This is a genomic window from Petrocella atlantisensis, assembly GCF_900538275.1.
Lineage (GTDB): Bacteria > Bacillota > Clostridia > Lachnospirales > Vallitaleaceae > Petrocella > Petrocella atlantisensis.
Window position 1 is genome coordinate 3,215,571 of the sequence record NZ_LR130778.1, and the last position, 26,432, is coordinate 3,242,002.

Annotated in this window: 20 protein-coding genes; 19 read left to right on the forward strand and 1 reads right to left on the reverse strand. The window is 37.3% G+C overall.

The genetic code is table 11. The annotated features are described in order from the left end of the window. The first annotated feature begins 15 nt into the window (after positions 1-15). The 16 genes from gap to PATL70BA_RS14825 all read left to right on the forward strand — a co-directional run bounded on the left by gap (position 16) and on the right by PATL70BA_RS14825 (position 21,929). A complete protein-coding gene (gene gap, locus PATL70BA_RS14750) occupies positions 16-1,023 on the forward strand; it encodes a type I glyceraldehyde-3-phosphate dehydrogenase (protein WP_125138095.1) in 1,008 nt (335 codons plus the stop codon). Positions 1,024-1,204: 181 nt separating this feature from the next. Next, positions 1,205-2,395, forward strand: a complete 1,191-nt coding sequence (locus PATL70BA_RS14755) for a phosphoglycerate kinase (RefSeq protein WP_125138096.1) — start codon at positions 1,205-1,207, stop codon at positions 2,393-2,395. A 30-nt stretch (positions 2,396-2,425) separates the two neighbouring features. Further along, complete coding sequence (gene tpiA, locus PATL70BA_RS14760) at positions 2,426-3,172, forward strand: triose-phosphate isomerase (protein WP_125138097.1); 747 nt, start codon at positions 2,426-2,428, stop codon at positions 3,170-3,172. Positions 3,173-3,357: 185 nt separating this feature from the next. Further along, the gene (gene gpmI, locus PATL70BA_RS14765; RefSeq protein ID WP_125138498.1) at positions 3,358-4,899 is read left to right on the forward strand and encodes a 2,3-bisphosphoglycerate-independent phosphoglycerate mutase; all 1,542 of its coding nucleotides are present in this window, start codon (positions 3,358-3,360) and stop codon (positions 4,897-4,899) included. Between the two features lie 318 nt (positions 4,900-5,217). Beyond that, a complete protein-coding gene (gene fabV, locus PATL70BA_RS14770) occupies positions 5,218-6,408 on the forward strand; it encodes an enoyl-ACP reductase FabV (protein WP_125138098.1) in 1,191 nt (396 codons plus the stop codon). Positions 6,409-6,661: 253 nt separating this feature from the next. Beyond that, positions 6,662-7,963, forward strand: coding sequence for a phosphopyruvate hydratase (gene eno / locus PATL70BA_RS14775; protein WP_125138099.1), 1,302 nt, complete (start codon positions 6,662-6,664; stop codon positions 7,961-7,963). 134 nt (positions 7,964-8,097) lie between these two features. Further along, positions 8,098-8,346 carry a preprotein translocase subunit SecG gene (secG, locus tag PATL70BA_RS14780; RefSeq protein ID WP_125138100.1) on the forward strand — a complete coding sequence of 83 codons (249 nt, stop codon included), beginning with the start codon at positions 8,098-8,100 and terminating at the stop codon, positions 8,344-8,346. A gap of 234 nt (positions 8,347-8,580) precedes the next feature. Beyond that, on the forward strand, positions 8,581-9,819 hold the full coding sequence (locus PATL70BA_RS14785; RefSeq protein WP_125138101.1) for an MFS transporter: 1,239 nt from the start codon (positions 8,581-8,583) through the stop codon (positions 9,817-9,819). 140 nt (positions 9,820-9,959) lie between these two features. Then, complete coding sequence (gene asd, locus PATL70BA_RS14790; RefSeq protein ID WP_125138102.1) at positions 9,960-11,042, forward strand: aspartate-semialdehyde dehydrogenase; 1,083 nt, start codon at positions 9,960-9,962, stop codon at positions 11,040-11,042. 172 nt (positions 11,043-11,214) lie between these two features. Beyond that, a complete protein-coding gene (locus tag PATL70BA_RS14795) occupies positions 11,215-12,015 on the forward strand; it encodes a pirin family protein (protein WP_172596273.1) in 801 nt (266 codons plus the stop codon). Between the two features lie 427 nt (positions 12,016-12,442). Beyond that, complete coding sequence (locus PATL70BA_RS14800; RefSeq protein ID WP_125138104.1) at positions 12,443-13,939, forward strand: replicative DNA helicase; 1,497 nt, start codon at positions 12,443-12,445, stop codon at positions 13,937-13,939. Then, complete coding sequence (locus PATL70BA_RS14805; RefSeq protein ID WP_243115928.1) at positions 13,932-14,678, forward strand: DUF6063 family protein; 747 nt, start codon at positions 13,932-13,934, stop codon at positions 14,676-14,678. Before PATL70BA_RS14800 ends, PATL70BA_RS14805 begins: the two co-directional genes overlap by 8 nt. Next, the gene (locus PATL70BA_RS14810) at positions 14,656-19,101 is read left to right on the forward strand and encodes a coiled-coil domain-containing protein (RefSeq protein ID WP_125138106.1); all 4,446 of its coding nucleotides are present in this window, start codon (positions 14,656-14,658) and stop codon (positions 19,099-19,101) included. The genes PATL70BA_RS14805 and PATL70BA_RS14810 overlap by 23 nt, the downstream gene beginning before the upstream one ends. Continuing rightward, complete coding sequence (gene lipA / locus PATL70BA_RS14815; RefSeq protein WP_125138107.1) at positions 19,098-19,976, forward strand: lipoyl synthase; 879 nt, start codon at positions 19,098-19,100, stop codon at positions 19,974-19,976. Before PATL70BA_RS14810 ends, lipA begins: the two co-directional genes overlap by 4 nt. Before the next feature lie 48 nt (positions 19,977-20,024). After that, complete coding sequence (locus PATL70BA_RS14820) at positions 20,025-20,936, forward strand: D-alanine--D-alanine ligase (protein WP_125138108.1); 912 nt, start codon at positions 20,025-20,027, stop codon at positions 20,934-20,936. Positions 20,937-21,083: 147 nt separating this feature from the next. Then, positions 21,084-21,929, forward strand: coding sequence for a hypothetical protein (locus PATL70BA_RS14825; protein ID WP_125138109.1), 846 nt, complete (start codon positions 21,084-21,086; stop codon positions 21,927-21,929). Between the two features lies 1 nt (position 21,930). Here the strand turns inward: PATL70BA_RS14825 and PATL70BA_RS14830 are convergent, their stop codons facing one another. Continuing rightward, a complete protein-coding gene (locus PATL70BA_RS14830; protein WP_172596274.1) occupies positions 21,931-22,371 on the reverse strand; it encodes a hypothetical protein in 441 nt (146 codons plus the stop codon). A 420-nt stretch (positions 22,372-22,791) separates the two neighbouring features. On the opposite strand from PATL70BA_RS14830, the gene serC reads away from it, so the two are divergent. The 3 genes from serC (at position 22,792) to PATL70BA_RS14845 (ending at position 26,374) form a co-directional block, all read left to right on the forward strand. Further along, positions 22,792-23,874, forward strand: a complete 1,083-nt coding sequence (gene serC, locus PATL70BA_RS14835; RefSeq protein WP_125138111.1) for a 3-phosphoserine/phosphohydroxythreonine transaminase — start codon at positions 22,792-22,794, stop codon at positions 23,872-23,874. A 17-nt stretch (positions 23,875-23,891) separates the two neighbouring features. Further along, positions 23,892-25,055, forward strand: a complete 1,164-nt coding sequence (locus PATL70BA_RS14840) for a phosphoglycerate dehydrogenase (protein WP_125138112.1) — start codon at positions 23,892-23,894, stop codon at positions 25,053-25,055. A gap of 74 nt (positions 25,056-25,129) precedes the next feature. Further along, positions 25,130-26,374, forward strand: coding sequence for a DUF1015 domain-containing protein (locus PATL70BA_RS14845; RefSeq protein ID WP_125138113.1), 1,245 nt, complete (start codon positions 25,130-25,132; stop codon positions 26,372-26,374). The last annotated feature ends 58 nt before the right edge of the window (positions 26,375-26,432 follow it).

A 26,432-nucleotide genomic window follows, 5' to 3' on the forward strand; every position in this document is an offset into this window, starting at 1 on the left:
TAGGAGGAAACAAAAATGACAAAAATCGCAATTAATGGTTTTGGACGTATCGGTCGTCTTGCATTTAGACAAATGTTCGATGCAGAAGGTTATGAAATCGTAGGTATCAACGACTTAACAGATGCTAAAACATTGGCTCACTTGTTGAAGTATGACTCAGCACAAGGTAGATTTGGTAAAGAAGTTACAGCTACAGAAGATTCAATTATCGTAGAAGGAAAAGAAATCAAGATCTATGCTCAAAGAGATCCTAAAGAACTTCCTTGGGGTGAATTGGATGTTGACGTTGTACTTGAATGTACAGGATTTTTTGCAGATAAAGACAAAGCTTCAGCGCATATTACAGCTGGTGCAAAAAAAGTTGTTATATCAGCACCTGCTACAGGTGATTTGAAAAGCGTTGTTTTTGGTGTTAATGAGAACGTTCTAGATGGTTCAGAAACAGTTGTTTCAGCTGCTTCTTGTACTACAAACTGTTTAGCACCAATGGCAGATACACTAAACAAATTAGCTAAAATTGAAAAAGGTTTCATGACTACAATTCATGCTTATACCAATGACCAAAACACATTAGATGCACCTCATGCAAAAGGTGACTTAAGAAGAGCTAGAGCAGCAGCGGCAAACATCGTACCTAACACAACAGGTGCAGCTAAAGCAATCGGTCTTGTAATTCCTGAGCTTAATGGTGTTCTTGATGGCGCAGCACAACGTGTTCCAGTAATCACAGGTTCATTAACAGAATTAGTATCTGTTGTGAATGGTGAAGTAACAGTAGATCAAGTGAATGCAGCTATGAAAGCAGCAGCTAATGCTTCTTTCGGTTACAACGAAGAGCCTATTGTTTCAACTGATGTAATCGGAATTACTTTTGGTTCATTATTTGATGCAACTCAAACTAAAGTAACACCACTTGGTAATGGTCAATCTCTTGTTAAGACAGTTTCATGGTATGACAATGAGAATTCCTATACTAGCCAAATGGTTAGAGTTATCAAATACTTAGATGAATTAAGCAAGTAATCCTCAATAAGTATAATAGAATTTAATATGATCCATAGATGGGTCCGGTCTTGTAGCTTGACTATGCGGCCGGGCCCATTTTGTTCAATATTAGAAAACAACTAATTTTCTAATATTGAACAAACAATTGAATTCCAAATCATAACCAATATTATATGAAGATTAGAAGGGAGCAATAATTATGTTTAGTAAAAAGACAGTAGAAGATATTCAGGTAGCAGGGAAACAAGTGTTAGTAAGATGTGACTTTAATGTTCCGATCATTGATGGCGCAATAACAGATATTAACAGACTTGAAGGGGCATTGCCTACTATAAATAAGTTAATCAGTGAAGGTGCAAAGGTGATTTTATGCTCTCACTTAGGCAAACCAAAAGGCCCGGATGCAAAATATTCATTAGCACCTGTTGCAACTAAGCTTTCTGAAATGTTAGGTAAAGAAGTTGTTTTTGCAGCGGACGATGAAGTCGTAGGTCCAAAAGCAAAAGCGGCAGTTGAAGCGATGCAAGACGGCGATGTTGTGCTTCTTGAAAACACAAGATTCAGAGCTGAAGAATCTAAAAATGGAGAAGCTTTCTCAAAAGACCTTGCTTCACTAGCACAAATCTTTGTAAACGATGCGTTTGGTACAGCTCATAGAGCCCATTGTTCTAATGTTGGTGTTACTGAGTATATGGAAACCAGTGTTGTTGGCTACTTGATGCAAAAGGAAATCGACTACCTTGGAAACGCCATAGAAAACCCTGAAAGACCTTTCGTTGCTATTTTAGGTGGTGCAAAAGTTTCTGATAAGATTGATGTCATCAACAACCTGCTTGATAAAGTTAATACAATTATTATTGGCGGCGGTATGGCTTATACGTTCTTGAAAGCACTTGGAAATGACGTTGGAAGTTCATTGCTTGAAGGTGACAAATTAAATTATGCCCTTAAAATGATCGATAAGGCTATGGAAAAGAATGTACGTTTCTTACTACCGATTGATCATGTTGTAGCTAAAGAGTTTAAGAATGATACAGAATTTAAGACCGTTCACCGTGGTGGTATTGAAGGTGAGTGGATGGGTCTTGATATCGGTCCTGAAACACAAGCTTTATATGCAGATGCAATCAAAGGCGCTAAAACCGTTATATGGAATGGTCCAATGGGTGTGTTTGAATTCGATAATTTTGCAAATGGTACAAAGGCGATTGCTCAAGCTCTTGCAGATGCAGATTGTATTTCTATTATCGGTGGTGGTGACTCTGCAGCAGCGGTTAACCAACTTGGATTTGGTGAAAGAATGTCTCATATCTCAACAGGCGGTGGTGCTTCCTTAGAATTTTTAGAAGGTAAGGAATTACCTGGTCTTGCAGCAGCTGACAACAAATAGATTTTTTTATGATTATATGGAGGTAATGAAATGCGTAGAATGATTACAGCGGGAAATTGGAAAATGAATAAAACCCCAAAAGAAGCAGTGGCTTTGATTGAGGAATTAATACCACTCGTAAAATCCGAGGATACAGATGTTGTTTTCTGTGTTCCTGCAGTGGATTTAGTAGCTGCAGTTGAAGCGACTAAAGGCACAAACATTGCTATCGGTGCTCAAAATATGCACTTTGAAGACAAAGGTGCTTATACCGGTGAAATAGCAGCGAATATGTTAACTGAAATCGGTGTTAAATATGTTGTCATCGGTCACTCAGAAAGACGTGAATATTTTGCTGAAACCAATGAAACAGTAAACAAAAAAGTCTTAAAAGCTCTAGAGTCTGATATCGTGCCGATTTTATGCTGCGGAGAATATCTTGAGCAAAGAGAACAAGGTGTAACAGTTGATCTTGTGAGACAACAGATCAAGGTTGGCTTGCTTGGTGTAACACCTGAAGATGCTAAAAAAGTTGTTATTGCTTATGAACCGATTTGGGCGATAGGCACAGGTGTTACTGCTACAAGTGATCAAGCAGAAGAAGTTTGTGCGGCTATTAGAGAATTACTTGTTGAGCTTTATGGAACAGAAGTTGCTGAAGCTATGAGAATTCAATATGGTGGTTCAGTTAATGCTGGAAATGCTGCTGAGTTATTCTCAAAACCAAATATTGATGGTGGTTTGGTTGGTGGTGCCAGCCTAACAACCGGATTTGGTGATATCGTTAACTTTAAGTAAGAGCATACGATAAGGTATATAAAGGGTTGCATCCCGCAACCCTTTATAATATCCTATTCAAACTTTTCATGGGTTATGGTATAATGATAATTAGAATCAATACTTAATACTTAATATTTAAGCTTTTGTATAACCTGTTATGCAAGTGCTTAAATATTAATATACATAGAAAAGGAGCAATGATGATGATAAAAAAACCAACAGTATTAATGATCTTAGACGGTTATGGGCTAAATGATAAAAAAGAGGGTAATGCCGTTTATTTGGCAAATAAGCCGGTTATGGATAAGATTACATCAACCTACCCTTCAGTAAAAGGAAAAGCCAGTGGCTTAGATGTAGGCTTGCCAGATGGTCAAATGGGTAACTCAGAAGTGGGTCATCTAAACATTGGTGCAGGTAGAGTTGTGTATCAGGAACTTACAAGAATTACCAAATCTATCAAGGATGGGGATTTCTTTGAGAATCCGGCATTACTTAAGGCAATAGACAATTGTAAAGCCAATAAGAGCGATCTTCATTTATGGGGATTATTATCCGACGGCGGTGTACATAGCCATAATGAGCATTTGTATGCTTTATTAGAGCTCGCTAAAAAGGAAGGACTACAAAATGTTTATGTCCATTGCTTTTTAGACGGAAGAGATACGCCACCGGCTTCCGGTATTGAGTATGTTACCGAATTACAGAACAAAATGGATACTTTGCAAATAGGTAAGATTGCTTCAGTCCATGGACGCTATTATGCTATGGATAGAGACAATCGATGGGACCGTGTACAGTTGGCATATGATGCCCTTGTTGAAGGCATTGGTCAAACAGCGAATTCAGGTATAGAAGCGGTTAAGAATTCTTATGAGCAGGGCAATAATGATGAATTTGTTTTACCAACTGTTGTTTTAGAAAATGGGAAACCTATGACCACAGTCAAGAACGGTGATTCAGTTATATTCTTTAATTTTAGACCGGACCGTGCACGTGAACTAACCAGAGCTTTTTGTGATGAAACCTTTAATGGCTTTGAGAGAAAACAGGGTTTAATGGAACTCGTATATACTTGTTTCACTAACTATGATATTACAATCAATAACAAGGAAGTAGCTTATGGTAAAACTTCTCTAACCAATACACTCGGTGAATATATTTCCGGTCTTGGTAAAACACAATTGAGGTTAGCAGAAACAGAGAAATACGCTCATGTCACCTTCTTCTTTAATGGAGGGGTCGAGATTCCTAATCCTGGTGAAGATAGAATTCTAGTACCTTCACCAAAAGTTGCAACTTATGATTTACAACCTGAAATGAGTGCATATCAAGTCAGTGATGAGTTAGTAAAAGCAATTAAGGGTGGTATGCACGATCTAATTATTGTTAATTTTGCAAACCCGGATATGGTCGGCCATTCAGGTATCGTGTCAGCGGCAGTTAAAGCCATAGAGACTGTCGATCAATGTGTTGGCGCTGCTTATGAAGCCCTAAAAGAAGTAAATGGTGTTATGTTTATATGTGCGGATCATGGAAACTCAGAACAATTGATTGATTATACAACCCATCAGCCATTTACTGCACATACAATTAATCCTGTACCATTTATACTGGTTAACGGAGATCCAGGTGTAACCCTAAGAGAAGGAAAATTGGCAGATATCGCACCGACTTTATTAGATTTAATGGGTATTGAAGTACCAGAAGAAATGACCGGTAGATCTTTATTAGTAAAACCATAGAAAAAAGCTTATTATTATTGATATAGATTCAGTAGATTAAGATGGTAGTTGTCAATTGACCTACCATCTTTTCCTATGTTCTCCAGGAAAGTCTATGCTAGGTTAATGCGTTGAAGCATCGCATTAACTAACAGGGAAGTCTTTCCTGCCGGAACAATTTGCAAGCAAAGCGATGCGTAGCCTCTTTGTTCTGATGAATAAGAGTCAAAGGAATATAGTGTACTTTCTTAAAGTTTTATATGTACTGGGGTTGACAAAAAACAGTTATTCAAGTAAAATTACTTTGAAAATCAAAGTAATTTTGATAGGAGATAAAATATGATAGTTGAACCGAAAGTCAGAGGATTCATATGTACAACTGCCCACCCAGAAGGATGTGCAGCAAGTGTCAATCATCAAATAGCTTATGTTAAAAATCAAGGCACTTTAGAAGGCCCAAAGAATGTACTGATTATCGGTGCATCAACCGGTTATGGTTTGGCGACGAGAATCGTATCCATGGCTGGGTGTAGCGCCAATACCCTTGGTGTCTTTTATGAAAGAGAATCCAACGGAAAAAAAACAGCAACGGCTGGTTGGTATAATACAGCAGCTTTTGAAGTGGCTGCAACTGATGCAGGTTTGTATGCTTCAAGTATAAACGGCGATGCCTTTTCACATGAGATTAAAGAACAAGCAATAGAAAAAATCAAAAAGGAAATGGGTAAAATAGATCTCGTGGTCTACTCACTCGCTGCTCCTAGAAGAATAGATCCTGACACAGGTGAGAAATATGGATCTGTACTTAAACCGATTGGACAATCATATACAAACAAATCCATTGATGTTATGCAAGGTCAAATAACAGAAGCCACAATTGAACCTGCAACGACAGAAGAGATTGAAAACACCATCAAAGTTATGGGTGGCGAAGACTGGGAATTATGGATTAAAAAACTTTTGGAAGCAGATGTGTTGGCGGAAGGTGTAAGAACCATTGCCTATTCTTATATTGGTCCGGATATCACTTTAGCTATGTACCGTGAAGGAACCATAGGTAAAGCGAAGGAGCATCTTGAACACACCGCTAAGGACCTTACAGCCTTGCTAAAAGACTTAGAAGGTGTTGCCTATGTGACCGTTGCAAAAGCGTTGGTGACACAAGCCAGTGCAGCTATTCCTATTGTTCCGCTCTATATTGGTGCACTGTACAAGGTTATGAAGGCAAAAGGTACCCATGAAGGGTGTATTGAACAGATTTATAGATTGTTTAAGGACTTTTTGTATGCCGATGAGGTTAAGACAGACGAAGAGGGTCGTATTCGTACAGATGATTATGAAATGGAAGCAGATGTACAACACGATGCAATAGCATTATTTGATCAAGTAACTACAGATACTTTGCAGCAAGTGCTGGATATTCAGTCTTATCAAGATGAGTTTTTCAAGCTTTTTGGCTTTGGTTTTGATGAAGTGGACTATGAGCAAGACGTTGAGGTTAAGGTGGATATACCGAGTATTGAGTTATAAGAGATATATATTAATAGCAGTAAGTATTTATTCTCAGATTGTCTGAAGGGAAAGACTGGAGAAGAATGCTTACTGTTTTTTGCATGTAGATAGATTGTAATAATGCGTCTAGATAGAAAAGACTATAGTTGATGAAAATGATTCTCAAAAAATAGTTTTAAATCTTGTACGATTATAGTATAATGGAGTAGGAAGCTGGACAACTCGATTGGGTATGGTCCTAAATAATAATGTATATGAAAGGAGTCATATTATGAAACTGTATTATGAAATTACTGATATATTTGCAAGAGAGGTTTTGGATTCAAGAGGGAATCCTACCATCGAGGTCGAAGTTGTTGTGGATGATCAATATGTGGGACGTGCTATAGTGCCGTCAGGTGCATCAACGGGGGCATTTGAAGCAGTAGAACTAAGAGATGGCGGCGATCGCTATATGGGTAAAGGGGTTCAAGACGCGGTTGATAATGTTAATGATATTATTGCAGATGAACTGATTGGTATGAATGTTATCGATCAACGTTTGTTGGATGAAACGATGATTGCTCTTGACGGAACGGACAATAAATCAAAGTTGGGTGCCAATGCAATTCTAGGTGTTTCTATGGCAGCGGCTAGAGCGGCAGCTGAAGCGCTAGGATTACCTCTATATCAATACATTGGTGGTTTTAACGCACATACTTTACCAGTACCTATGATGAATATTATTAATGGTGGTGAGCATGCTGATAACACCATAGATTTTCAAGAGTTTATGATTATGCCGGTTGGCGCAGAGTCTTTCAAAGAAGGTCTTAGAATTTGTTCTGAAATCTACCATAACCTTAAGAAAGTCTTGAACTCAAAAGGCCTAACAACTGGTGTTGGTGATGAAGGTGGTTTTGCACCGAACTTATCCTCTGTTGAAGAAGGTATTGAGATTATTATTGAAGCCATTGAAAAAGCTGGTTACAAGCCTGGAGTAGATGTAGGTATTGCTATGGATACAGCATCAAGTGAACTTTATGATGCAAAAACAGGTAACTATCATTTCCCAGGCGAGAGTAAAGTAAAAGGTTATGAAGTTGTTCGTACTTCAGATGAACTGGTAGCCTTGTTCTCAGAGCTTGTCGATAAATACCCAATTCTATCCATTGAAGATGGTCTAGATGAAGATGATTGGGAAGGTTGGAAAAAACTGACAGACGCTATCGGACATAAAGTTCAACTAGTAGGCGATGATCTGTTTGTTACCAATACCACCAGATTATCAAAAGGCATTCAGATGGGTGTAAGTAATTCTATACTCATTAAAGTGAATCAGATTGGTACACTTACTGAAACGCTTGATGCTATGGCAATGGCTAATAAGGCAGGCTTTACAGCTGTTGTTTCCCATCGATCAGGTGAGACAGAAGATACGATTATAGCCGACTTAGTTGTAGCTATGAATGCAGGACAGATTAAAACAGGCGCACCATGTCGATCTGACCGTGTAGCGAAGTACAATCAGTTGTTACGTATTGAAGAAGAGCTTGGAGATGTAGCTTATTATCCTGGACATGATGCATTTTAATTGAATCAAATAAGATAATAAAGTTAATTTTATATGGGGTTACCGATTCGATGATCGGTAACCCTTTTTGAAAAAAACATTGCAACAATTTGGGGTTTATGATAATATGTTAATGTTGACTAGGAGGTGTAATTATGGCAGCATTATTAGTATTGGTTAAAGTATTATATTTTGTCTTATGTATCGCATTGATTACCGTTGTATTGTTTCAAAAAGGTAAGACTGCAGGACTATCAGGTGCAATTGGTGGCGCTGGAGAATCATACTGGGGAAAAAATAAAGCGCGTACAATGGATGGTAAATTACAGAAAGCAACCGTTGCTTTGGCAGTAGGATTTATTGTCTTCGCATTGTTGATTTCATATGTTGAGAAGTTTGTATAAAAAATACGCTAATGTGTAGATGTAGTATGAAGTAAGTAGAAAACACCAGATTACTGGTGTTTTTTTAATTCTTTAGGAGCGTGTTCGGCAAAGTTGGCCACTTGAAAGTCATACTTTAGTATTCCGCCTTGAAGCATGGCAGAATACGTCAAAGACCTTTCATAGCTTGTATTTTTTTTTACTATTTTGACGGATCGGAAAGTGGTATAATGAAAAAAACGAGGGAGGTATGGCATGTCAAATCCTATAAAGCTTTCACAAAAAGAAAAGAGTTGGATTTTATATGATTGTGGTAACTCAGCTTATTCAATGGCGATAACAACAGCACTTTTTCCGGTTTACTTTGGTATGTTTAGAGGCGGAAGTGGTATGGATATCGGTTACTTCAATTCCATAGCCAGTATTTTAGTCGCCCTTATAAGCCCTATACTGGGCACCATTGCAGACTATAAAGATGTAAAAAAACGTTTTTTTGCTTTTTTTGCCCTATTGGGTATAATATTCACCGGCGCTATTGCTGTGGTACCCAATGGTCAGTGGCAACTTTTGATTGGTGTCTATATCGTGACTGCAGTTGGTTTTTCTGGTGCCAACATTTTCTATGACGCTTTTTTGGTGGATGTATCCATAGATGCCAATATGGACTCTGTATCCACAAAAGGCTTTGCTTTTGGATATATTGCTTCTGTCGTCCCATTTACCATATCGCTTGTGGTTGTGTTTTTAATTGGTTTAGATCAGATGCTAGGTTACCAACTTGGCTTTGTTATTACCGCTTTGTGGTGGGGTTTGTTTACAATTCCAATGCTAAGGCATGTTCGTCAAGTCCATTACGTAGAAAGAGAACCCCAACCAATTAAAAACAGTTTTATACGATTGGGACGCACCTTTATGAATATTAGAAGGCATAAAACGGTATTTATGTTTCTGATTGCTTATTTTCTTTATATTGACGGTGTGGATACCATTATCAAGATGGCTGTACCTTATGCTACAGATTCACTTGGACTGGACCCTACAGATGTATTTATGCTCCTTGGTATATTGTTGGTAATTCAGCTGATTGCGTTTCCATGTGCTTTAATATATGGTGTTTTGGCTAAAAGATACTCAACCAAGAAAATGATTGTTGTTGCAATCATAACCTATATCATAACGACCATCTTTGCTTTCACGATGACTCAGTTATGGCACGTGTTTGTACTAGGAGGTCTTATTGGTTCCGCACAAGGTGGTATACAGGCACTTAGCCGTTCCTATTTTGCAAAAATCATACCTAAGAATAATTCCAATGAGTTTTTTGGCTTCTATAACATATTTGGCAAATTTGCGGCTATTATCGGACCGACATTGATGGCACTTGTAGCTACCATTACAGGTGTGACCAGATACAGTATTCTGGCCATTATACCTTTATTTATTCTGGGTCTTATACTTTTCCTTTTTTTACCGGAATATCAAAGTGAAAATTAGTAATGATGCATTAACCCGTAACTGCAATTTAATAATTTAAATAGAATAGGCTTGATTTTAGAGCAAAACTATGCTAAAATACGCCTAGTAAAGACAAATGTGTTTCATAGAAACACACACTAAAAAATGAGGTGCTAAAAATGAATAATTTTAATGTAGGTATCGTCGGTGCGACAGGCATGGTCGGTCAGAGATTTATAACATTACTTGAAGACCATCCTTGGTTTAATATTGTAGTTCTAGCAGCAAGCCCTAGGTCAGCCGGGAAAAAATATAAAGATATTATGGGTGACAGGTGGGCAATGAGTAGCCCTATTCCGGAGTTTATTGGTGAAATGATGGTTGAAGATGCAAGCAATGTGGATAAAATTGCCGCTATGGTTGATTTTATTTTCTGTGCGGTTGATATGGATAAGCAAGCGATCAAAGATCTTGAAGAAGCCTATGCAAAGGCAGAAGTACCGGTAGTTTCTAACAATTCTGCTCATAGGACAACACCGGATGTACCGATGGTTATACCTGAAATCAATCCTGAGCATCTAGAAGTTATAGCAGCACAAAGAAAGAGATTAGGTGTATCAAGAGGTTTTATTGCGGTTAAACCCAACTGTTCAATACAGAGCTATGTGCCGGTTTTTCAAGCACTTAAGGAATATGGTCCAAAAGAAGCGGTCATCTGTACATATCAAGCGATATCAGGGGCAGGAAAGACCTTTGAATCATGGCCTGAGATGGTAGATAATGTTATTCCATATATAGGCGGTGAAGAAGAAAAAAGTGAACAAGAACCGCTTAAGATATGGGGACAGGTTAAGGATGGTATTATAGTGAAGGCTGCTTTGCCGCTTATATCAGCACAATGTATCCGTGTAGCTGCTTTAGATGGACATATGGCAGCTGTATCCGTAAGATTTGATAAAAAGCCTACAATAGATGAGATGATACAAAAGCTCAATAGTTATGAAGGAAGACCACAAACCTTAAAACTACCCAGTGCTCCTAAGCAATTTATTAAGTACATGATAGAGGATAATCGTCCTCAGACACGCTTGGATCGCGATTATGAAAATGGCATGGGCATCTGTGTAGGACGTTTACGTGAAGACCATATATATGATTACAAATTTGTAGCCTTATCCCATAATACTGTTAGAGGCGCAGCAGGTGGTGCGGTATTAATAGCAGAACTTCTTGCTGCTGATCACTACATAACAAAAAAATAGATTGCCTGGTGGTTATCTTGACAGTTAAAATCCATAAGTCTATAATTTAATTACGAAAGTATCAACGGAATAGATTATATGACCTTAGAAACTTAGTTATGATCTTATGCCATTAATAAGTTAGCAGTCAATTCGAAAGGGTGAGACCATGTCGAAGATTAAAAGTTCCTTCTTGGCAAAGAGAACAAAGGACGAAATGGGGTTCTATCTGAATCGGATTTTTGGTCATGAAGAAGCCGCTGAATTTGATCCATTTTTACTTTTAGACTATGTTGAAGGTAATTCAGATGAAGTGAAAAAGGGTTATCCATGGCATCCCCATAAGGGTATAGAAACTGTTACATACTTAACAAAGGGGAGTGCAACACATAAAGACAGCCTTGGTCACGATGGAGAACTTAATCCTTTTGATGTGGAATGGATTACGGCAGGCAAAGGGATCTATCACCAGATGATACCTAAGACTGTGGATCCTTCAATTGAAGGTTTTAAGCTATGGATTAATATGCCGGCGATTAGAAAAGGACAAGATCCGGCTTATCAAGCCTTTAAGATGGGTGATTTGAAGCATATAAACAAAGACGGTAAGCATGTTAGGCTTATATCCGGATCTTATGAAGATGAAACAGGACCGGTTGAAAAAAGCGACCTTGATGTATTGCTTATGGATGTGGAATTATGGCAGGATAATCATATTCAGATTATGCGCAATCCAATGAAAAACGGTTTTATTTTCATTTATCAAGGTTATGGTGTTATTAATGAAGAGGATTATATAAACCCTCTCATGGCCTATAATCTTGAAAGTGGTTTATTGGATATTCGAAGTACATCATCAGAGTCTTTGAGGTTTATTTTCGCGGAAGCTTATCCGGTTGATGAGCCGATAGCATGGAAAGGCCCTATTGTGATGAATACGTATAAGGAATTGGTTGAGACATTTAAGGATATTGAGATGGATAGATTTATTTAGGGGGTCCAGGAACTTCATGGTCGGTGTTGGTAGAGTTGATAGACAATTTTTATAAGACTGTTTTCTAGTAGATTGAGCTGTCAAAAGCAGTAAGTGTGTTTTCGCAAAACCGTTGATGGGTATAGCGAAAAAATACTTACTGCTTTTTAATCTCTAGGAAAGTCATACTTATGTTAATGTGTTGAAGTGTCGCATTAACCCTTCCATAGTCTGTATGATTACGGTCTCCGACCCCGATTGGTATTTACTATACTTTTAGGATACGTTATAATTGATGGTGAATGATTTTTAGAGGAATGAATACAATGAGTATCTTATAGACCAATCAAAATCATATTGAGGAGATGAGCTGTCATTTGTCAGAGGCGTATATACCACAAGAAGCCCTTACAAAGGATGAATTACAAAAGCTTATAAGTGATTGACCATGCATGAGTATATGAATATGTTAGGCGGCTATAAAGATAGAGTTGCTCGCATTGCACTTTTTGATGTTTTTCATCAGCTGGAAAATAAATTACAAAAAGATGATCAAGGTAGACCAATCGATTTCTTTGGGATTGGTCTTCTTGGGTTGCTTTTCTTTTTTGAAAACATGTTGATGCGTAATCAAAAAACCGGTATTAGAGAGCTGGCTGAATTTCTAAAAAAGATGATGGGGAAGGCAATAACCTTGGAGGATGAAGGCTACTTACGTCTGTCAAAGCAATTGGTAGATGCCATGCGTCCACCAAGTGGGAAAAGACTTACAAAATCTTTCTATAATTATGAAACCGGTGAGCCGGACCAAATTGAGTATGCACTTTTAAAAGCGGAACATTGGGATGCGGATAACAACATACAATACTACGCCTTGGCGGAAGAAGGTCTTGAGCTTATTTTTGCAACAAAAGAATATTTTAGTGAATTCCAGATCTCCATTGGTCAATTGGTTCTAAGGAAGCAGTTGGAAAAAGGAGAATTTTCTGGTGCCCTTAGACAAGTGGATGAAATGCGCATCAGTGTCCACACGATTAAAGAAAAAATGTCCAAAATCAAACATGATGTTCAAAGGAATATTATATCAGATGATACGTACGAACGTTATAAAGAAATCATCGAAGATATCAACCGAAGACTGTATCAAGAACACGACGAGTTTAATGAGCTACGTACTTTCATAAAGGCCACGAAAAACAGATTAAACACAAGTCATACTATGACTACAGATAAAGAAACAAAAGCATTAGATTACATTGTTCGAATCGATAATGAACTTGAACATGTCCATTATCTTCATGCTTCATTATTAAATGAGAGCATAGAACTTAAAACAACAGCCATTGAGGCAGCAGGCGAGTCCTTATACTATGCAGGCGTCACCTCTTTTAACTTTGATCAAGAAATCACAAGAAAAATGATGACAGCACCCCTACCTTTTGAGACGGGTAAGGTCTTGGCTGCGCCCTTTTTGACAACCAAAAAATTCAGAACGTGGTCTTTACTTACAGTATTTGAGCCACAGGTTGTCGAGCATAAAGAGATGCCGGTAAGTCATGGCTTCATGGAAGTTCAAGACGATTATAAGCCTGCAGACTTGTTGATCTTGCAGCAAGTATATAAATTCCTTTTGTCCCAAATGATGAAAGACTATGGCAATAGAACCCAAATGACCCTTGAAGAAACCTTACAAAAAGGCGAGCATGCTTACTATCATACAAGAGAATTTTTTGATCTCTGGATTCTTTTACATCAAAGATCGCCAATTCATATAAAATCAGTTCTGGAAAACGAAGAAGATTTGTTGCATCCTGCATTTGAAGCGTGTTTCTCCACCTATGATCGTGTAGAAGTCGTGGAATCAGCCAAAGATATAGATGTGCAGACTTACTATACTGTAAAAGATATGATATTGAATTTAGGAGGTAATGAGGCTCATGAATGACCAACTGTTAATGGAAACCTTCAAAATCTATGCGGTATTAAACGCTGAGGGGAAAATGCTTAAAGAGAATGCCAAGTTGTATCATACAGATGATGAAGTCAGAGGCACCCTTATGGCCTTTGCGAATGAAGTAGATTGCACAATCATATCAGCAGACCCTTATATTTATATGGTACCCCTAACTAAAAACTCTATTTTTCATATGACCAATGATGAAATAAAAAAACAGTATTTTCCCAGTAGAAGTCTGAATGTGGATATATACCTTATGTATGTGGCCATTATTATATTTATTGGTGAGTTTTACGATAGCTACCAGACCACCAGGCCAACAAGGGATTTCTTGACAACAGTGGAATGGCTTTCAAGTTTGAATGAGCGGTTGATGGCACTGAAAAATATAGATGAAGAAATATTGAAAGATATGGAAGAAGAATATGCCTATAATTGGTTGGATATTCTTACGAACTGGGAAGCCATGGACAACATTAAAGAAGGTGTACGCCGTCATACAGCAAGAACAGTTAGTAGAATGAGCTTTATTTTGATTGTTAAACAATTTATGATCAAGGAAGAAATTGCTGTAGAAATAGGACAAGATGAGTTATGTCTTACGGACAAAGCCCATACCATCATAAGAAAATACTTTATGGAATATGAGTATAATAAAGGTATTTTGGAATTTATATATCAATTGGAACAGGGGGAGACAACCGATGCCGGCAATAGCCAAGATTAGATTCACCAATGTGATATATGAAAACGGTAGTAAACGGTATAATGATGAAATATTTGAGTTTGATGGGCATAACGGTGTCATGCTCCTTGAAAACGGTGGCGGAAAAACCGTTTTTATTCAAGCAGCCCTTCAGGCGATTATTCCACATACCGATATGGCCGAAAGAAAAATCAAAGACACACTTTCTTTAGAAGCGGCACCGGCCCATATCGCCATTGAGTGGATTCTTAATGATCAGCCCAGACGTTATGCGACCACGGCCACAACATTGTTTATAGAAAACAATCAACTTAACTCCATAAAATATACGTATGATTATGGTGCCGGTGATTCAAACAGCATCGAAAACATGCCTTTTTCTATAATCATGGATGATCAAATGAAACGTCCGGCTACGCGAGGCGAAATCAACGATTACTATCAAAGGATGACCAAACAATCCATGAACGCCAAGCTTTTCCCTACAATAGTGGGGTTTGGTAACCATATTGAAAGAGAATATAAGATTATTCCTTCCGAATGGCGTAAAGTGGCTGTGATCAACAGCGCTGAAGGTAATGTGGATGAATTTTTCACTAAATGTAAGACTACGGAGCAACTCTTGAATAATCTTTTAATACCTGTCGTAGAAGAAGCGATCGAAGGTGACCATAAAACCACCTTTGTTGATACATTTGAAAAACAACGAGAACATTTTAAGAAAAACCGTATATTACACGATAAGATTGAACAAAGCCAAAGAATAAAATTAAAACTGGATGATTATGTTGACATTTTTGGAAATTATGAGGAAGAACGTCTTGCTTTACATGATTTAAAAAGAGAAGCAAGAACTTTAACCAATTATACTACCCATCAAATCGAAACCAAAAAAAATGATCTAAGATATAACGAAGCTAATCAAATACGGTTACAAGAGGATTATAAAAAACATGCTCAGAAGAAAACTACCTATGAGTTGCTGCTCATAGAAGAAGAACTAAAAGCTCTGAAAAAAGACCATGAAGCCATAGAAAACACGTTAAATGGTCTTCAAAAAGAATATGACACACTGGGGAAAAGAAAACAGAATATAGAGATGAGTCATCTGGAGAATGACCTTCGTCAATCAGAAGTACAACTCCAGTTACTTGAAAAAGAATTAGATACCATAGACGCTGATATTGACATATCGGATATCAAGGCTCAAATGAAGGAGAATAATGCCCATATTAAAGGCTACTTCTCCTATGAACTTGAGCTTATTGAGCGTGAGTTAGCAAGAATTCATGCTGAAAAAAATCATGAATCCGAGCAGTATGAAAAAACAAAAAGTGCTTTAGAAAATGCAAAGTCTTATGAAAAAGATCTTATTGAGCTGCGAAGCGGTATAAAGACCCGTTATGAAATGACCTTGAGTCAAAAAGAGGATTTAGAAAAGACTTTGTTCGAAGACCGTCAAGAAATGGAGGTATCTGTCTACTTAAATGGTCTTAATAAGGCTTGTCATGATGCTGAGAAAATTCTATTACAAAAAACAGCTGACATTATGACCTTATCCGGTAAGAACGATGAGTATGAAGCAACACTTATTGAGAGTAAGGAAGCACTTAAGGTGGTTGTTCAAAACTTAGAAAAGAACAGAGCGACGGAAGATAAGATTCAATCAGAGATGGCCCATCTTATTCAATCCATAGAAGCCACCGGTAAAAATCTTTATATATCAGGCAACGTGTATGCTAAAGAAGAATCCATTCTAGGTAACCTGGAAGAACAAAGGTTGCAGGCTGAAATCCAGAAAGAGGAAGCCCTAAAAAAAGAGCGTTCCTATTTTCATGCTGCAGATATTTATGAGCATATGCCCTATTTTGTTGCAGAACCAAAACTGGCCCAGATCGTAGAAACAATGAAAAGTCAGACGGATTTTGTTGAACTTGGTACATGCCACCTTCAAACAATCAAAGATACTTTAGGATTAGATGAAGCAACTTTATATAATAAGTTTCCCTTTTGGCCCATTACCATCGTCACCACATCACAAGATGAGAAAAAGGTGACGGATTATGTGGGTAGGATAGGGCACGAATTATCCTCTATGATTCTTGTCATTACCCTAGAAAACTTAAACAAATGGATGAAAGAGGAACCTAACCTATTCGAGGATCATCCATATAAAATGCTTTTTCCAAACACTTGGTCCGATAACTTGAACCAAGACCAGTATTATAGATGGCAACAAGATGTATTAAGCAAAGCATACATCTATCAGAAGACCAGAAAAGATGCTGAAAATCTTTTGAAAGAAAAAGAAAAGCTTCTGGATTTGGCAACGACTTTTTTTGTCAACCATCCATATGACGCGTACAATACACTTATTCGTGGGATTCAAGATGGAGAAAACGAAAAAAAAGCTCTTGAAAACGAGCAAAAATTACATACTGAAAAAATCCAAGTCAATAAGCATCAGATCCATATAATTAATGAAGAAATCCATCAACATAAATTACATATCGAAGATCATCATGAACAGATAGCCATGGCTGAAAAAATCATAGAAGCCGATGAAACCCTTGTTCGTATAGGTTTAGAACTGGATGATGTGAACAAAAGCATGGATGACCTATTGGATAAAATAGAAGAACATCAAAAATCCGTAGACCACCATAACCGTCAACAAGGATTATTGGATCGTGAGTACCATAGTTTTACGAGAGAAAAGGACAAAATATTAGACAACGATCTCTATATTGAGGTGCAAGAAATTCAAGCCATTTGTGCAAATATTGGTTTTGAGATATTAAAAGAACAGAAGTCTTATCTTGAGAAAAAACTGGCAGGCATGGGTCATTCAAGAATGGTGCTTGAAGAACGAATTTTGAATGAGAAAAAACAAAGAGATAAGTATCAAAAAAATCTTAAGCAAAAAAGAAGAGAAATGGAATATGATTTTGAAACCATAGATATATCCTATGCTGGTGAATTAATAGATCTTTATAACCAGATGAAAGCACAATCTAAAGTGTTGGTTAAGATAAAAGACGAACTAAATCAAAAGGATATGACTATAGGTAAGCTTAGCACGCGTAGGGATATCATAGAGCATCAGCTCAGTGAAGAGCATGCATCCAGATATGTTTTTGATATGGCCATAAATCTGATTCCCAATCATTTAAAATCAGAGCTGATCAACTTAAAGGAAAGAGAGAAAAAACTACAAGCACACAAAAAAGAAATTGAAGAAGAAATGCATACATTTGAACAAATTCTTAGAGAACTACAAGTAAAAGATGGTACCTATCATTATATGATGGAGGGTATTGAACCCTTAATGTTAGAATTGGATTATTTTGAAGCCTTCGACCAACAAGCTGTTTTTAAAGTCAATCAATTGATAAGTCGCCTTAGTGGACAGAGTATCCTTGTTGATAAAGCTATGAACCAAGTCAAAAAAGAAAGAGAAGACTTGAAACAGTATTGCCAGGACCATATTGAGGATTATAGACTCAAAGATATGGTTATTAAAGGACTAGAGAGTAAGGAAGATTATAGTGGACTGGTTCACTACCAAGAAAAAATGACGGAAATCATCCTAAAAATTATTAAAGTGGCAGAGGATGATAAGCGAGAAAGTGATACAGAACTTCAAACATTTTTATCCCATCTGCTCATGTATGTACGTCATGTATCCACGGAACTAAGTGATATACAAAATAAGACAAGAATCAAGGTCGGTGATGGCTATAAGCAGATTTTTGTTTTTGATATTCCTAAGTGGGAGGACGAAGAAGGAAAAAATGCCCTAAGGGCTTATATCAACGAAACCATAGAAGCCTATGAAAAAGAAAGTGAACAATGGGAACATGATGACGTACTGCTTAGAAAATCTATTGAAGAACGCCTGAGTGTTAAGAACCTCTTGCAGGTTATCATGAAAGAAAATACGATTAAAATCAAATGCCGAAAAGTGACCAATGATATGCAAATCAACAAAGCACCTATGGTATGGGAAAGTACGAATAAATGGTCCGGCGGTGAAAAATGGAGCAAAAACATGACGCTTTTCCTGAGTTTGCTCAATTACATGGCAGAGAAAAAGCAGCATTTGGATGTTCATCAAAAGAGACAAAGGGCTGTTATCTTGGACAACCCATTTGGAAAGGCTTCCAGTGATCATGTCCTAAAACCTGTATTCATGATTGCAGAAAAACTTGGTTTTCAGATTATTGCTTTGACAGCCCATGCAGAAGGTAAGTTCATTAGCGAATATTTTCCGGTAGTATATAGCTGTAAATTAAGAGGCGCCATAGATCAAAGCAAACAGATTATGACAAATGAACGCATCATCAATTACGCTTATTTAAGAGAGCATGCGCCTATGACCATTATGCGCATGCAGGAAATAGAACAGTTAGACTTATTTGAGACTATAGGAGAAGGGCTATGAATAAAAAACCGGCATGGTTAAGGGTACGCTTAAGCGATACAATCAAATATAATTCAGTCAATGAAATCATCAAATCTCATAAGCTTACGACTGTTTGCGAAGAAGCCAATTGCCCTAATAGGGTGGATTGCTATAGCAAAAAAACGGCAACTTTTATGATATTAGGCAATCAATGTACACGTAATTGTAGGTTCTGCAATATAACACAAGGTGATCTAGAAGAACCGGATCTACTAGAACCACAACGTATTGCAATGGCCATCAAGGAACTGGGATTGGCCCATGCCGTCATTACATCCGTGACCAGAGATGATTTGCATGATCAGGGTGCATCTTTGTTTGTAAATACGATAAAAGCCATTAAAAATATCTCACATAAAACAATAGTAGAAGTGTTGATTCCGGATATGCAGTTTGATACAAGCGCTATTGATATGGTCATTGATGCAGAACCGGCAGTTATCAACCATAATGTTGAAACGGTACCAAGGCTATATGAGGCTGTAAGACCTGAGGCAGATTATAAACGTAGCCTTGATGTACTGCGTTATATCAAAAAAAAGAATCCGAACATCGTGACAAAATCCGGCTTCATGTTAGGGTTAGGGGAAAGCATGGATGAAGTTAGGGCCCTTATATCTGATCTGAAAGAAGTGGGTATAGATTGCTTGACCATAGGTCAATACCTCCAACCGTCACCGGATCATTTTCAGTTGGTTGAATATATAAGACCTGAAGTATTTGATACTTTGGCCGTATATGCAAAGTCTATTGGCATTAATGGGGTTGCCTCAGCACCACTAGTTAGAAGCTCATATTATGCAAAAGATCTATATGAACAAATGTTGTCAACTTCAGGCGATCATCAGGTATGAACATAGAAAAAATATATGGCAAGTGAACTTGGAAAGAGAGGAACTTAAATGTTAAGAGTGGGCGTGGTTATGGGTGGCAATTCCAGCGAATATGATGTATCAATGCTAACAGGCGCAGAGTTTGTCAAACATTTAAATAAAAAAAAGTATGAGGTTGTTGAGGTGGTGATTGATCAACCCAAAGACATACTGAAGTGGTACCAAAAGATAGATTTTGCCCTTTTGGCCTTGCACGGAAAAAATGGTGAGGATGGTAAAGTACAGGCGCTACTAGAAGCATTAGAAATCCCTTATTCAGGAAGTGGTATTGCCTCAAGTGCCATTTGTTTAGATAAGAACATCAGTAAACTTATCATGGAAAGCCATGGTGTTAAGACACCAAAATGGATAATGGTGAAAAAAGACTATCCCATGAGTCTTGACTTATTTTACGGCTTATCCTTGCCACTGATTATTAAACCCAATCAAGGCGGATCCAGTATCGGTATTCATATTGCCAATGCCTATGAAGAGATAGAAGACCTGCTTGAGGATAGTTTTATATATGATGATGAAGTGATTGTAGAGGAATGGATCGAGGGTCAGGAAATCACCTGTAGCATGATCAAAGGTGAGATTATTCCGGTACTTAGTGTTCAACCGAATATGACCTTCTATGACTATACAGCTAAATATTCTGAAAATGATAACATACAAAAACTGGCTATCCTGGATGAAACAATAACCGACCAGATAAAATCTATAGCAAGTCTATGTTGGTCCTTATTCAAGCTTAAGACATATGCCCGTATCGACTTAATAATTCAAGATGGTCAGATTTATGTTATTGAGATCAATACACTGCCGGGTATGACAAGGTTTAGCCATCTTCCTAAAAGCGCTATGGCTATGGGGCTTAGCTATGAAGAAATATTAGATCAGATCATTGAGGAATCCTTAACGGATCATAATAGTAATTAGAATGGAAAAATACATCTGAAGATGGTATAATAAACTACGATAAAATCTATAAACAAAATCTATAAGAAAATCAAGATGATATTAATACCTCAACTTATCAATATTGGCAAGTTGAGCAGATAATTCAAAAAGACTTGGAGTGATGACATGAAGTGGCTAGATCGGCTGGAAAAGAAGTATCACAAGTATGCAATTCCTAATTTGATTCAATATGTTGTTGGCGGTATGGCTTTGGTTTTTATATTTAGCCTGATAAACCCTTCGATACTAGATTTTTTGTCCTTTTCACCGAAGCTTGTTATGGAAGGACAGATTTGGCGTGTATTTACATTTATTTTCTTGCCTAGAACTACGAGCTTATTATGGATTATTTTTTCCCTTTTGTTCTTTTTATTTGCGGGCAGAACCATTGAACAATATTGGGGTGCTTTCCGATTTAATGTATATTATTTGGTGGGAACTTTAGGTACAATCGTAGCGGGAATAATTATCGAAGCAATATACGGAGGTATGGTCGCTATACCTTTGACGAATTATTATCTGAACATGACCATGCTTTTTGCGCTTGCCGCCATTATTCCTAATTTTGAAGTTCGAATTTATTTTATATTGCCGGTTAAAATGAAATATATCGGTTACATTTTTGGTGGGTTATTATTATGGGAGTTCCTTACAAGCCCGCTACCCCTAAAAATTGTCATTTTGGCAGGTGTACTTAATTTCATCCTGTTTTTTGGGCCATCCTTAATAAACAAAAGCAAGCAAACCTATAGGAAACAACAATACCGACAAGCCAATAAACCGACACCAAAAGCAAAACCAAAAGTAAAACAGGGCCAAGTCATTCAGGTTGCTTTTCATTGTTGCGAAGTCTGTAATAGAACAGAAGTGGATGATCCCAGTCTTGAATTCAGATATTGTTCAAAATGTGAAGGTCGACATGAATATTGTACAGAACATATATTAAGCCATACCCATGTTACAGAAGACTGATTTAAGCAAGGATGGCTTCTTGACATTCCAATAGCAACATATTAGCACTGATCAGGTTCATCTTGTTATAAATTGTATATATGATAATAGAGTCCCTTTTATCCTTTGGATGAAGGGGATTGTGTTTTCCTAAGGTTAAAAGTCTCTGGGTAGCTTCATAATCTAGAGATAATCCATAGCTGAGCATCAGTGTTTTATCACGTGATGGGTTTTTAGAACCTGAAAAAATCTCATAGGCATAAGACCTTGTCATGTTCATTGAACGAATAATATCCGATTTTTTCATATTGGATTCATGAAAAAGTGTATTTAAATAATCAACAAAGGATATGTTGGTACTTTTTAAGTCATATTTTTTTAAGTAAGCGTATAAATCTTTTGAAGATTTAAGTTCTTCAATTAATTGCATGGTTTCATCTAAAGCCATTATTTTCTCTCCCATCTTATTTCTCTATAATCATCCATTCTAACGTTATTTTTAATTAGACGCCTTAATCAGAATTATATCATATTTCAAAAAAAATGAGCAAAACTTATGGCAGAAAAAAATAGTGACGTTCTATACAGGACAGTCATAAAAAAAGAAGTCAGAGAAAGTATAATTTTATAAAAAGAAGGGGTATATTTCATAAAAAAACCATATTTTGATAATATATTAACAAGCAATGTAAGTATGACAACTACTTTTGTCTTTATGACAAAGACATGCTGTACAGTCAAGCCCATATTTTTAGTTGACTAAAATTATATCTTGTTATATTATATATTTAATGATTTAACACGGTGAATGAAAGCTGTGAATATGTTAAATTATTATCGTAACTGTATTTAATGTAGATTTTTAGAAATAGGAGTGAGAAACGTGGAAAGACTATATAATTTTTCAGCAGGTCCATCCGTATTACCAGAAGAAGTTCTAAAACAAGCCGCATCAGAAATGTTGAACTATGAGGACTCAGGCATGTCCGTTATGGAAATGAGTCATAGATCGTCCGTATATGAAAATATTGTAAGTGAAGCAGAAGCCTCTTTGCGTCAACTCATGAATATTCCTGATAACTACAAAGTGTTATTTCTTCAAGGCGGGGCTTCAACACAATTTGCCATGGTTCCACTTAATCTCATGGTGAACTCAAAAAAAGCAGACTTTGTAAATACAGGTGCATGGTCCAAAAAAGCCATCTCAGAAGCAAAAAAATTCGGACAAGTCAATATTATAGCCTCATCAGAAGAGGCAACTTTTAACTATATACCAAAATTGGATCCAAATGCTTTTGATAAAGACGCAGATTACTTCCATATTACGACCAACAATACCATCTATGGAACAGTATTTAAGAATCTACCGGATACAGGGGATGTACCTCTAGTAGCAGATATGTCTTCAAATATCTTATCAGAAGTGATTGATGTCAGTAAGTTTGGCCTTATTTACGCAGGGGCTCAGAAGAATATGGGGCCAGCCGGTTTGACCGTGGTCATCATTCGTGAAGACTTGATGGGAAAAGCAGAAGCTTCAGTACCATCCATGCTTCAATACAGCATTCATGCTGAAAATGGTTCCATGTATAACACACCTCCAACTTATAGCATTTATATAGCCGGATTGGTATTCAAATGGTTACAGAATTTGGGTGGCATAGAAGCCATAGAGAAAATCAACAACCAAAAAGCATCCTTGCTGTATGATTTCTTAGACCAAAGTGACTTTTTTAAAGGTACAGTCGTAAAAGAAGACCGTTCACTGATGAACATACCCTTTTTAACACCTTCAAAAGAATTAGATGCAGCATTTATTAAAGAAGGCGAAAAAAGAGGATTTGTTAACCTTAAAGGCCATAGAAGTGTCGGCGGAATGCGCGCTAGTATTTATAACGCTATGCCGGTAGAAGGTGTACAAGCCTTAGTGGATTTTATGAAAGAATTTGAAGCGGCGCACAAATAGATTTATAGGAGGAATATATGTTTAATATTAAGACTTTAAATAAAATCGATCAAGAAGGTTTAGAGCTGTTTAGCGAGGATTATCAGATTGTTGAAGACGGTGATATAGATGCCATCGTTCTAAGAAGCTTCAAGATGCAGGATTATCCCTTAGATGAGAAGTTACATGCTGTTGCTAGAGCCGGTGCAGGAACCAACAATGTACCTGTAGACAAATGTGCTGAAAAAGGTATTGTTGTATTTAACACACCGGGTGCGAATGCAAACGGCGTAAAAGAACTGGTAGTAGCAGGCTTATTAATGTCTTCAAGAAACATAGTGGGTGCCATAGAATGGGCAAAAACATTGGTGGATGAAGGTGAAGAGATTCCCAAGCTGGTCGAAGCAGGTAAATCTAATTTTGCCGGACCGGAGATAAAAGGAAAAACTTTAGGCATTATAGGACTTGGCGCTATAGGTGTTTTAACAGCCAATGCAGCAAGTGGTTTAGGTATGAAAGTTATCGGATATGATCCTTTCTTATCTGTGAAGCATGCACTAAAATTATCCAGAAGTGTTTCAACGGTGAAAACCATTGAAGAAATCTATTCAAAATCAGATTATATATCTGTCCATGTTCCACTTGTAGATGCAACAAAAGGTATGATAAATGATGATAGTATTGCATTAATGGAAAACGGCGTTAAGATTCTTAACTTCTCAAGAGCGGAATTAATAGATGATGATGCTATGGCAAAAGCCTTAGAATCTGGTAAAGTCAGTAATTATGTTACGGATTTCCCTAATGCGAGTAGCATTAAAATGAAAAATGTCATTGCGATTCCCCATCTAGGTGCATCAACACCGGAATCAGAAACCAACTGTGCTATTATGGCCGTTAATCAAGTTATGGAATATCTTGAAAATGGAAACATCATTAATTCCGTGAATTATCCGGATTGTGATATGGGCGTTTGTCCGACTGCAAGCAGGATTGCCGTAAATCATAAGAATATTCCAAATATGGTCAGCCAAATCACAAGCATACTGGCAGATCACAATATCAATATTGCAGACATGATCAATAAGAGCCGTGGTGATTGGGCATATACCATGCTTGATATAGAAAATGAATCTACAAAAGAAATCATCACCGCCCTTGAACAAATTGACGGTGTTGTAAAAGTCAGAATAATTGTTTAAAGTTCATTAATCGCAAAGGGCTAGATTAGAAATGATCTGGTCCTTTGTTGGTTGTCAAGTAAAGGAGGCAGAATATGTCAGTTATTAAACCATTTATGGCGGTTAGACCTGCCAAAGACCTAGTTAGAGAAGTAGCAGCATTGCCTTATGATGTATATAGTTCTAAAGAAGCCAGAGTGGTTGTTAAAGAGAACCCCCGTTCTTTTTTAGCGATCGACCGCGCTGAAACCTTCTTTGATGCATCCGTAGACATTCATAGTGAACAGATTTATAAGAAAGCCCATGATGTTTTATATGCATGGATTGAAGACGGAACTTTCGTTCAAGAAGATAAAAACATGCTATATTTATATGAGCTGGTTATGAACAATCGTAGTCAGATAGGTATTGTTAGTTGTACTTCTGTTGATGAGTACCTGGATAATAAAATAAAGAAGCATGAAAAAACCAGAGCGGATAAGGAAGCTGACCGGATTAATCATGTGGATTATTGTGACGCAAATACTGGACCGATTTTTCTGACCTACAAATCGAATAAAAGGGTTAATGCATTGGTAGAATCATGGAAAACCCATAAGAAGCCTCTTTATGATTTTGTTGCAGAAGATGGCATCACCCATAGGGTGTGGTCCGTTGATGACGACACAACCATAACATCCCTTGTAGAAGCATTTGGTGCTATTGAGACACTTTATATCGCAGATGGGCATCACCGTGCGGCATCAGCGGTTAAAGTCGCTCAAATGAGAAGAAATGACAATCCAGATTATACTGGCAAGGAAGCCTTTAACTATTTCTTGTCAGTCTCATTTCCGGATGAACAATTATATATTATGGATTATAACAGAGTGGTAAAAGACCTTAATGGCTTAACAGAGTCTGAGTTCATAGAAGCCATTAAGAAGCAATTTGAAATTATTAGAACGAGTAAAGAACCGATTAGACCAGATGAAAAGGCTATGTTTGCCATGATCTTGGAAGACACTTGGTACTTACTAAAAGCCAAAGAGAACAGCTATAACCATTTGGATCCGGTTCTAAACTTGGATGTATCCATATTACAATTAAATCTACTTGCTCCAATTCTAGGCATCGGGGATCCTCGTACCGATCAACGGATTGATTTTGTTGGCGGTATAAGAGGTCTTGAAGAACTGACACGAAGAACCAATGTGGATATGAAGGTTGGTTTTGCAATGTACCCCACAAGTATAGAAGAGTTAATGGCCATAGCAGATGCCGATCAGTTAATGCCACCAAAATCTACATGGTTTGAACCTAAGCTTAGAAGTGGGTTGTTTATACATCTTTTGAAATAACAATCATCAAGAAACCTTTTATATCAAGAAATTTGAAAAGGTTTCTTTTTTTTATTGT

What these genes read in the sequence shown, in the direction of transcription:
- gap (WP_125138095.1), top strand. Translation starts at nt 16, where the DNA reads ATGACAAAAATCGCAATTAATGGTTTTGGACGTATCGGTCGTCTTGCA.
- PATL70BA_RS14755 (WP_125138096.1), top strand. Translation starts at nt 1,205, where the DNA reads ATGTTTAGTAAAAAGACAGTAGAAGATATTCAGGTAGCAGGGAAACAA.
- tpiA (WP_125138097.1), top strand. Translation starts at nt 2,426, where the DNA reads ATGCGTAGAATGATTACAGCGGGAAATTGGAAAATGAATAAAACCCCA.
- gpmI (WP_125138498.1), top strand. Translation starts at nt 3,358, where the DNA reads ATGATAAAAAAACCAACAGTATTAATGATCTTAGACGGTTATGGGCTA.
- fabV (WP_125138098.1), top strand. Translation starts at nt 5,218, where the DNA reads ATGATAGTTGAACCGAAAGTCAGAGGATTCATATGTACAACTGCCCAC.
- eno (WP_125138099.1), top strand. Translation starts at nt 6,662, where the DNA reads ATGAAACTGTATTATGAAATTACTGATATATTTGCAAGAGAGGTTTTG.
- secG (WP_125138100.1), top strand. Translation starts at nt 8,098, where the DNA reads ATGGCAGCATTATTAGTATTGGTTAAAGTATTATATTTTGTCTTATGT.
- PATL70BA_RS14785 (WP_125138101.1), top strand. Translation starts at nt 8,581, where the DNA reads ATGTCAAATCCTATAAAGCTTTCACAAAAAGAAAAGAGTTGGATTTTA.
- asd (WP_125138102.1), top strand. Translation starts at nt 9,960, where the DNA reads ATGAATAATTTTAATGTAGGTATCGTCGGTGCGACAGGCATGGTCGGT.
- PATL70BA_RS14800 (WP_125138104.1), top strand. Translation starts at nt 12,443, where the DNA reads ATGCATGAGTATATGAATATGTTAGGCGGCTATAAAGATAGAGTTGCT.
- PATL70BA_RS14805 (WP_243115928.1), top strand. Translation starts at nt 13,932, where the DNA reads ATGAATGACCAACTGTTAATGGAAACCTTCAAAATCTATGCGGTATTA.
- PATL70BA_RS14810 (WP_125138106.1), top strand. Translation starts at nt 14,656, where the DNA reads ATGCCGGCAATAGCCAAGATTAGATTCACCAATGTGATATATGAAAAC.
- lipA (WP_125138107.1), top strand. Translation starts at nt 19,098, where the DNA reads ATGAATAAAAAACCGGCATGGTTAAGGGTACGCTTAAGCGATACAATC.
- PATL70BA_RS14820 (WP_125138108.1), top strand. Translation starts at nt 20,025, where the DNA reads ATGTTAAGAGTGGGCGTGGTTATGGGTGGCAATTCCAGCGAATATGAT.
- PATL70BA_RS14825 (WP_125138109.1), top strand. Translation starts at nt 21,084, where the DNA reads ATGAAGTGGCTAGATCGGCTGGAAAAGAAGTATCACAAGTATGCAATT.
- PATL70BA_RS14830 (WP_172596274.1), bottom strand. Translation starts at nt 22,371, where the DNA reads ATGGGAGAGAAAATAATGGCTTTAGATGAAACCATGCAATTAATTGAA.
- PATL70BA_RS14840 (WP_125138112.1), top strand. Translation starts at nt 23,892, where the DNA reads ATGTTTAATATTAAGACTTTAAATAAAATCGATCAAGAAGGTTTAGAG.
- PATL70BA_RS14845 (WP_125138113.1), top strand. Translation starts at nt 25,130, where the DNA reads ATGTCAGTTATTAAACCATTTATGGCGGTTAGACCTGCCAAAGACCTA.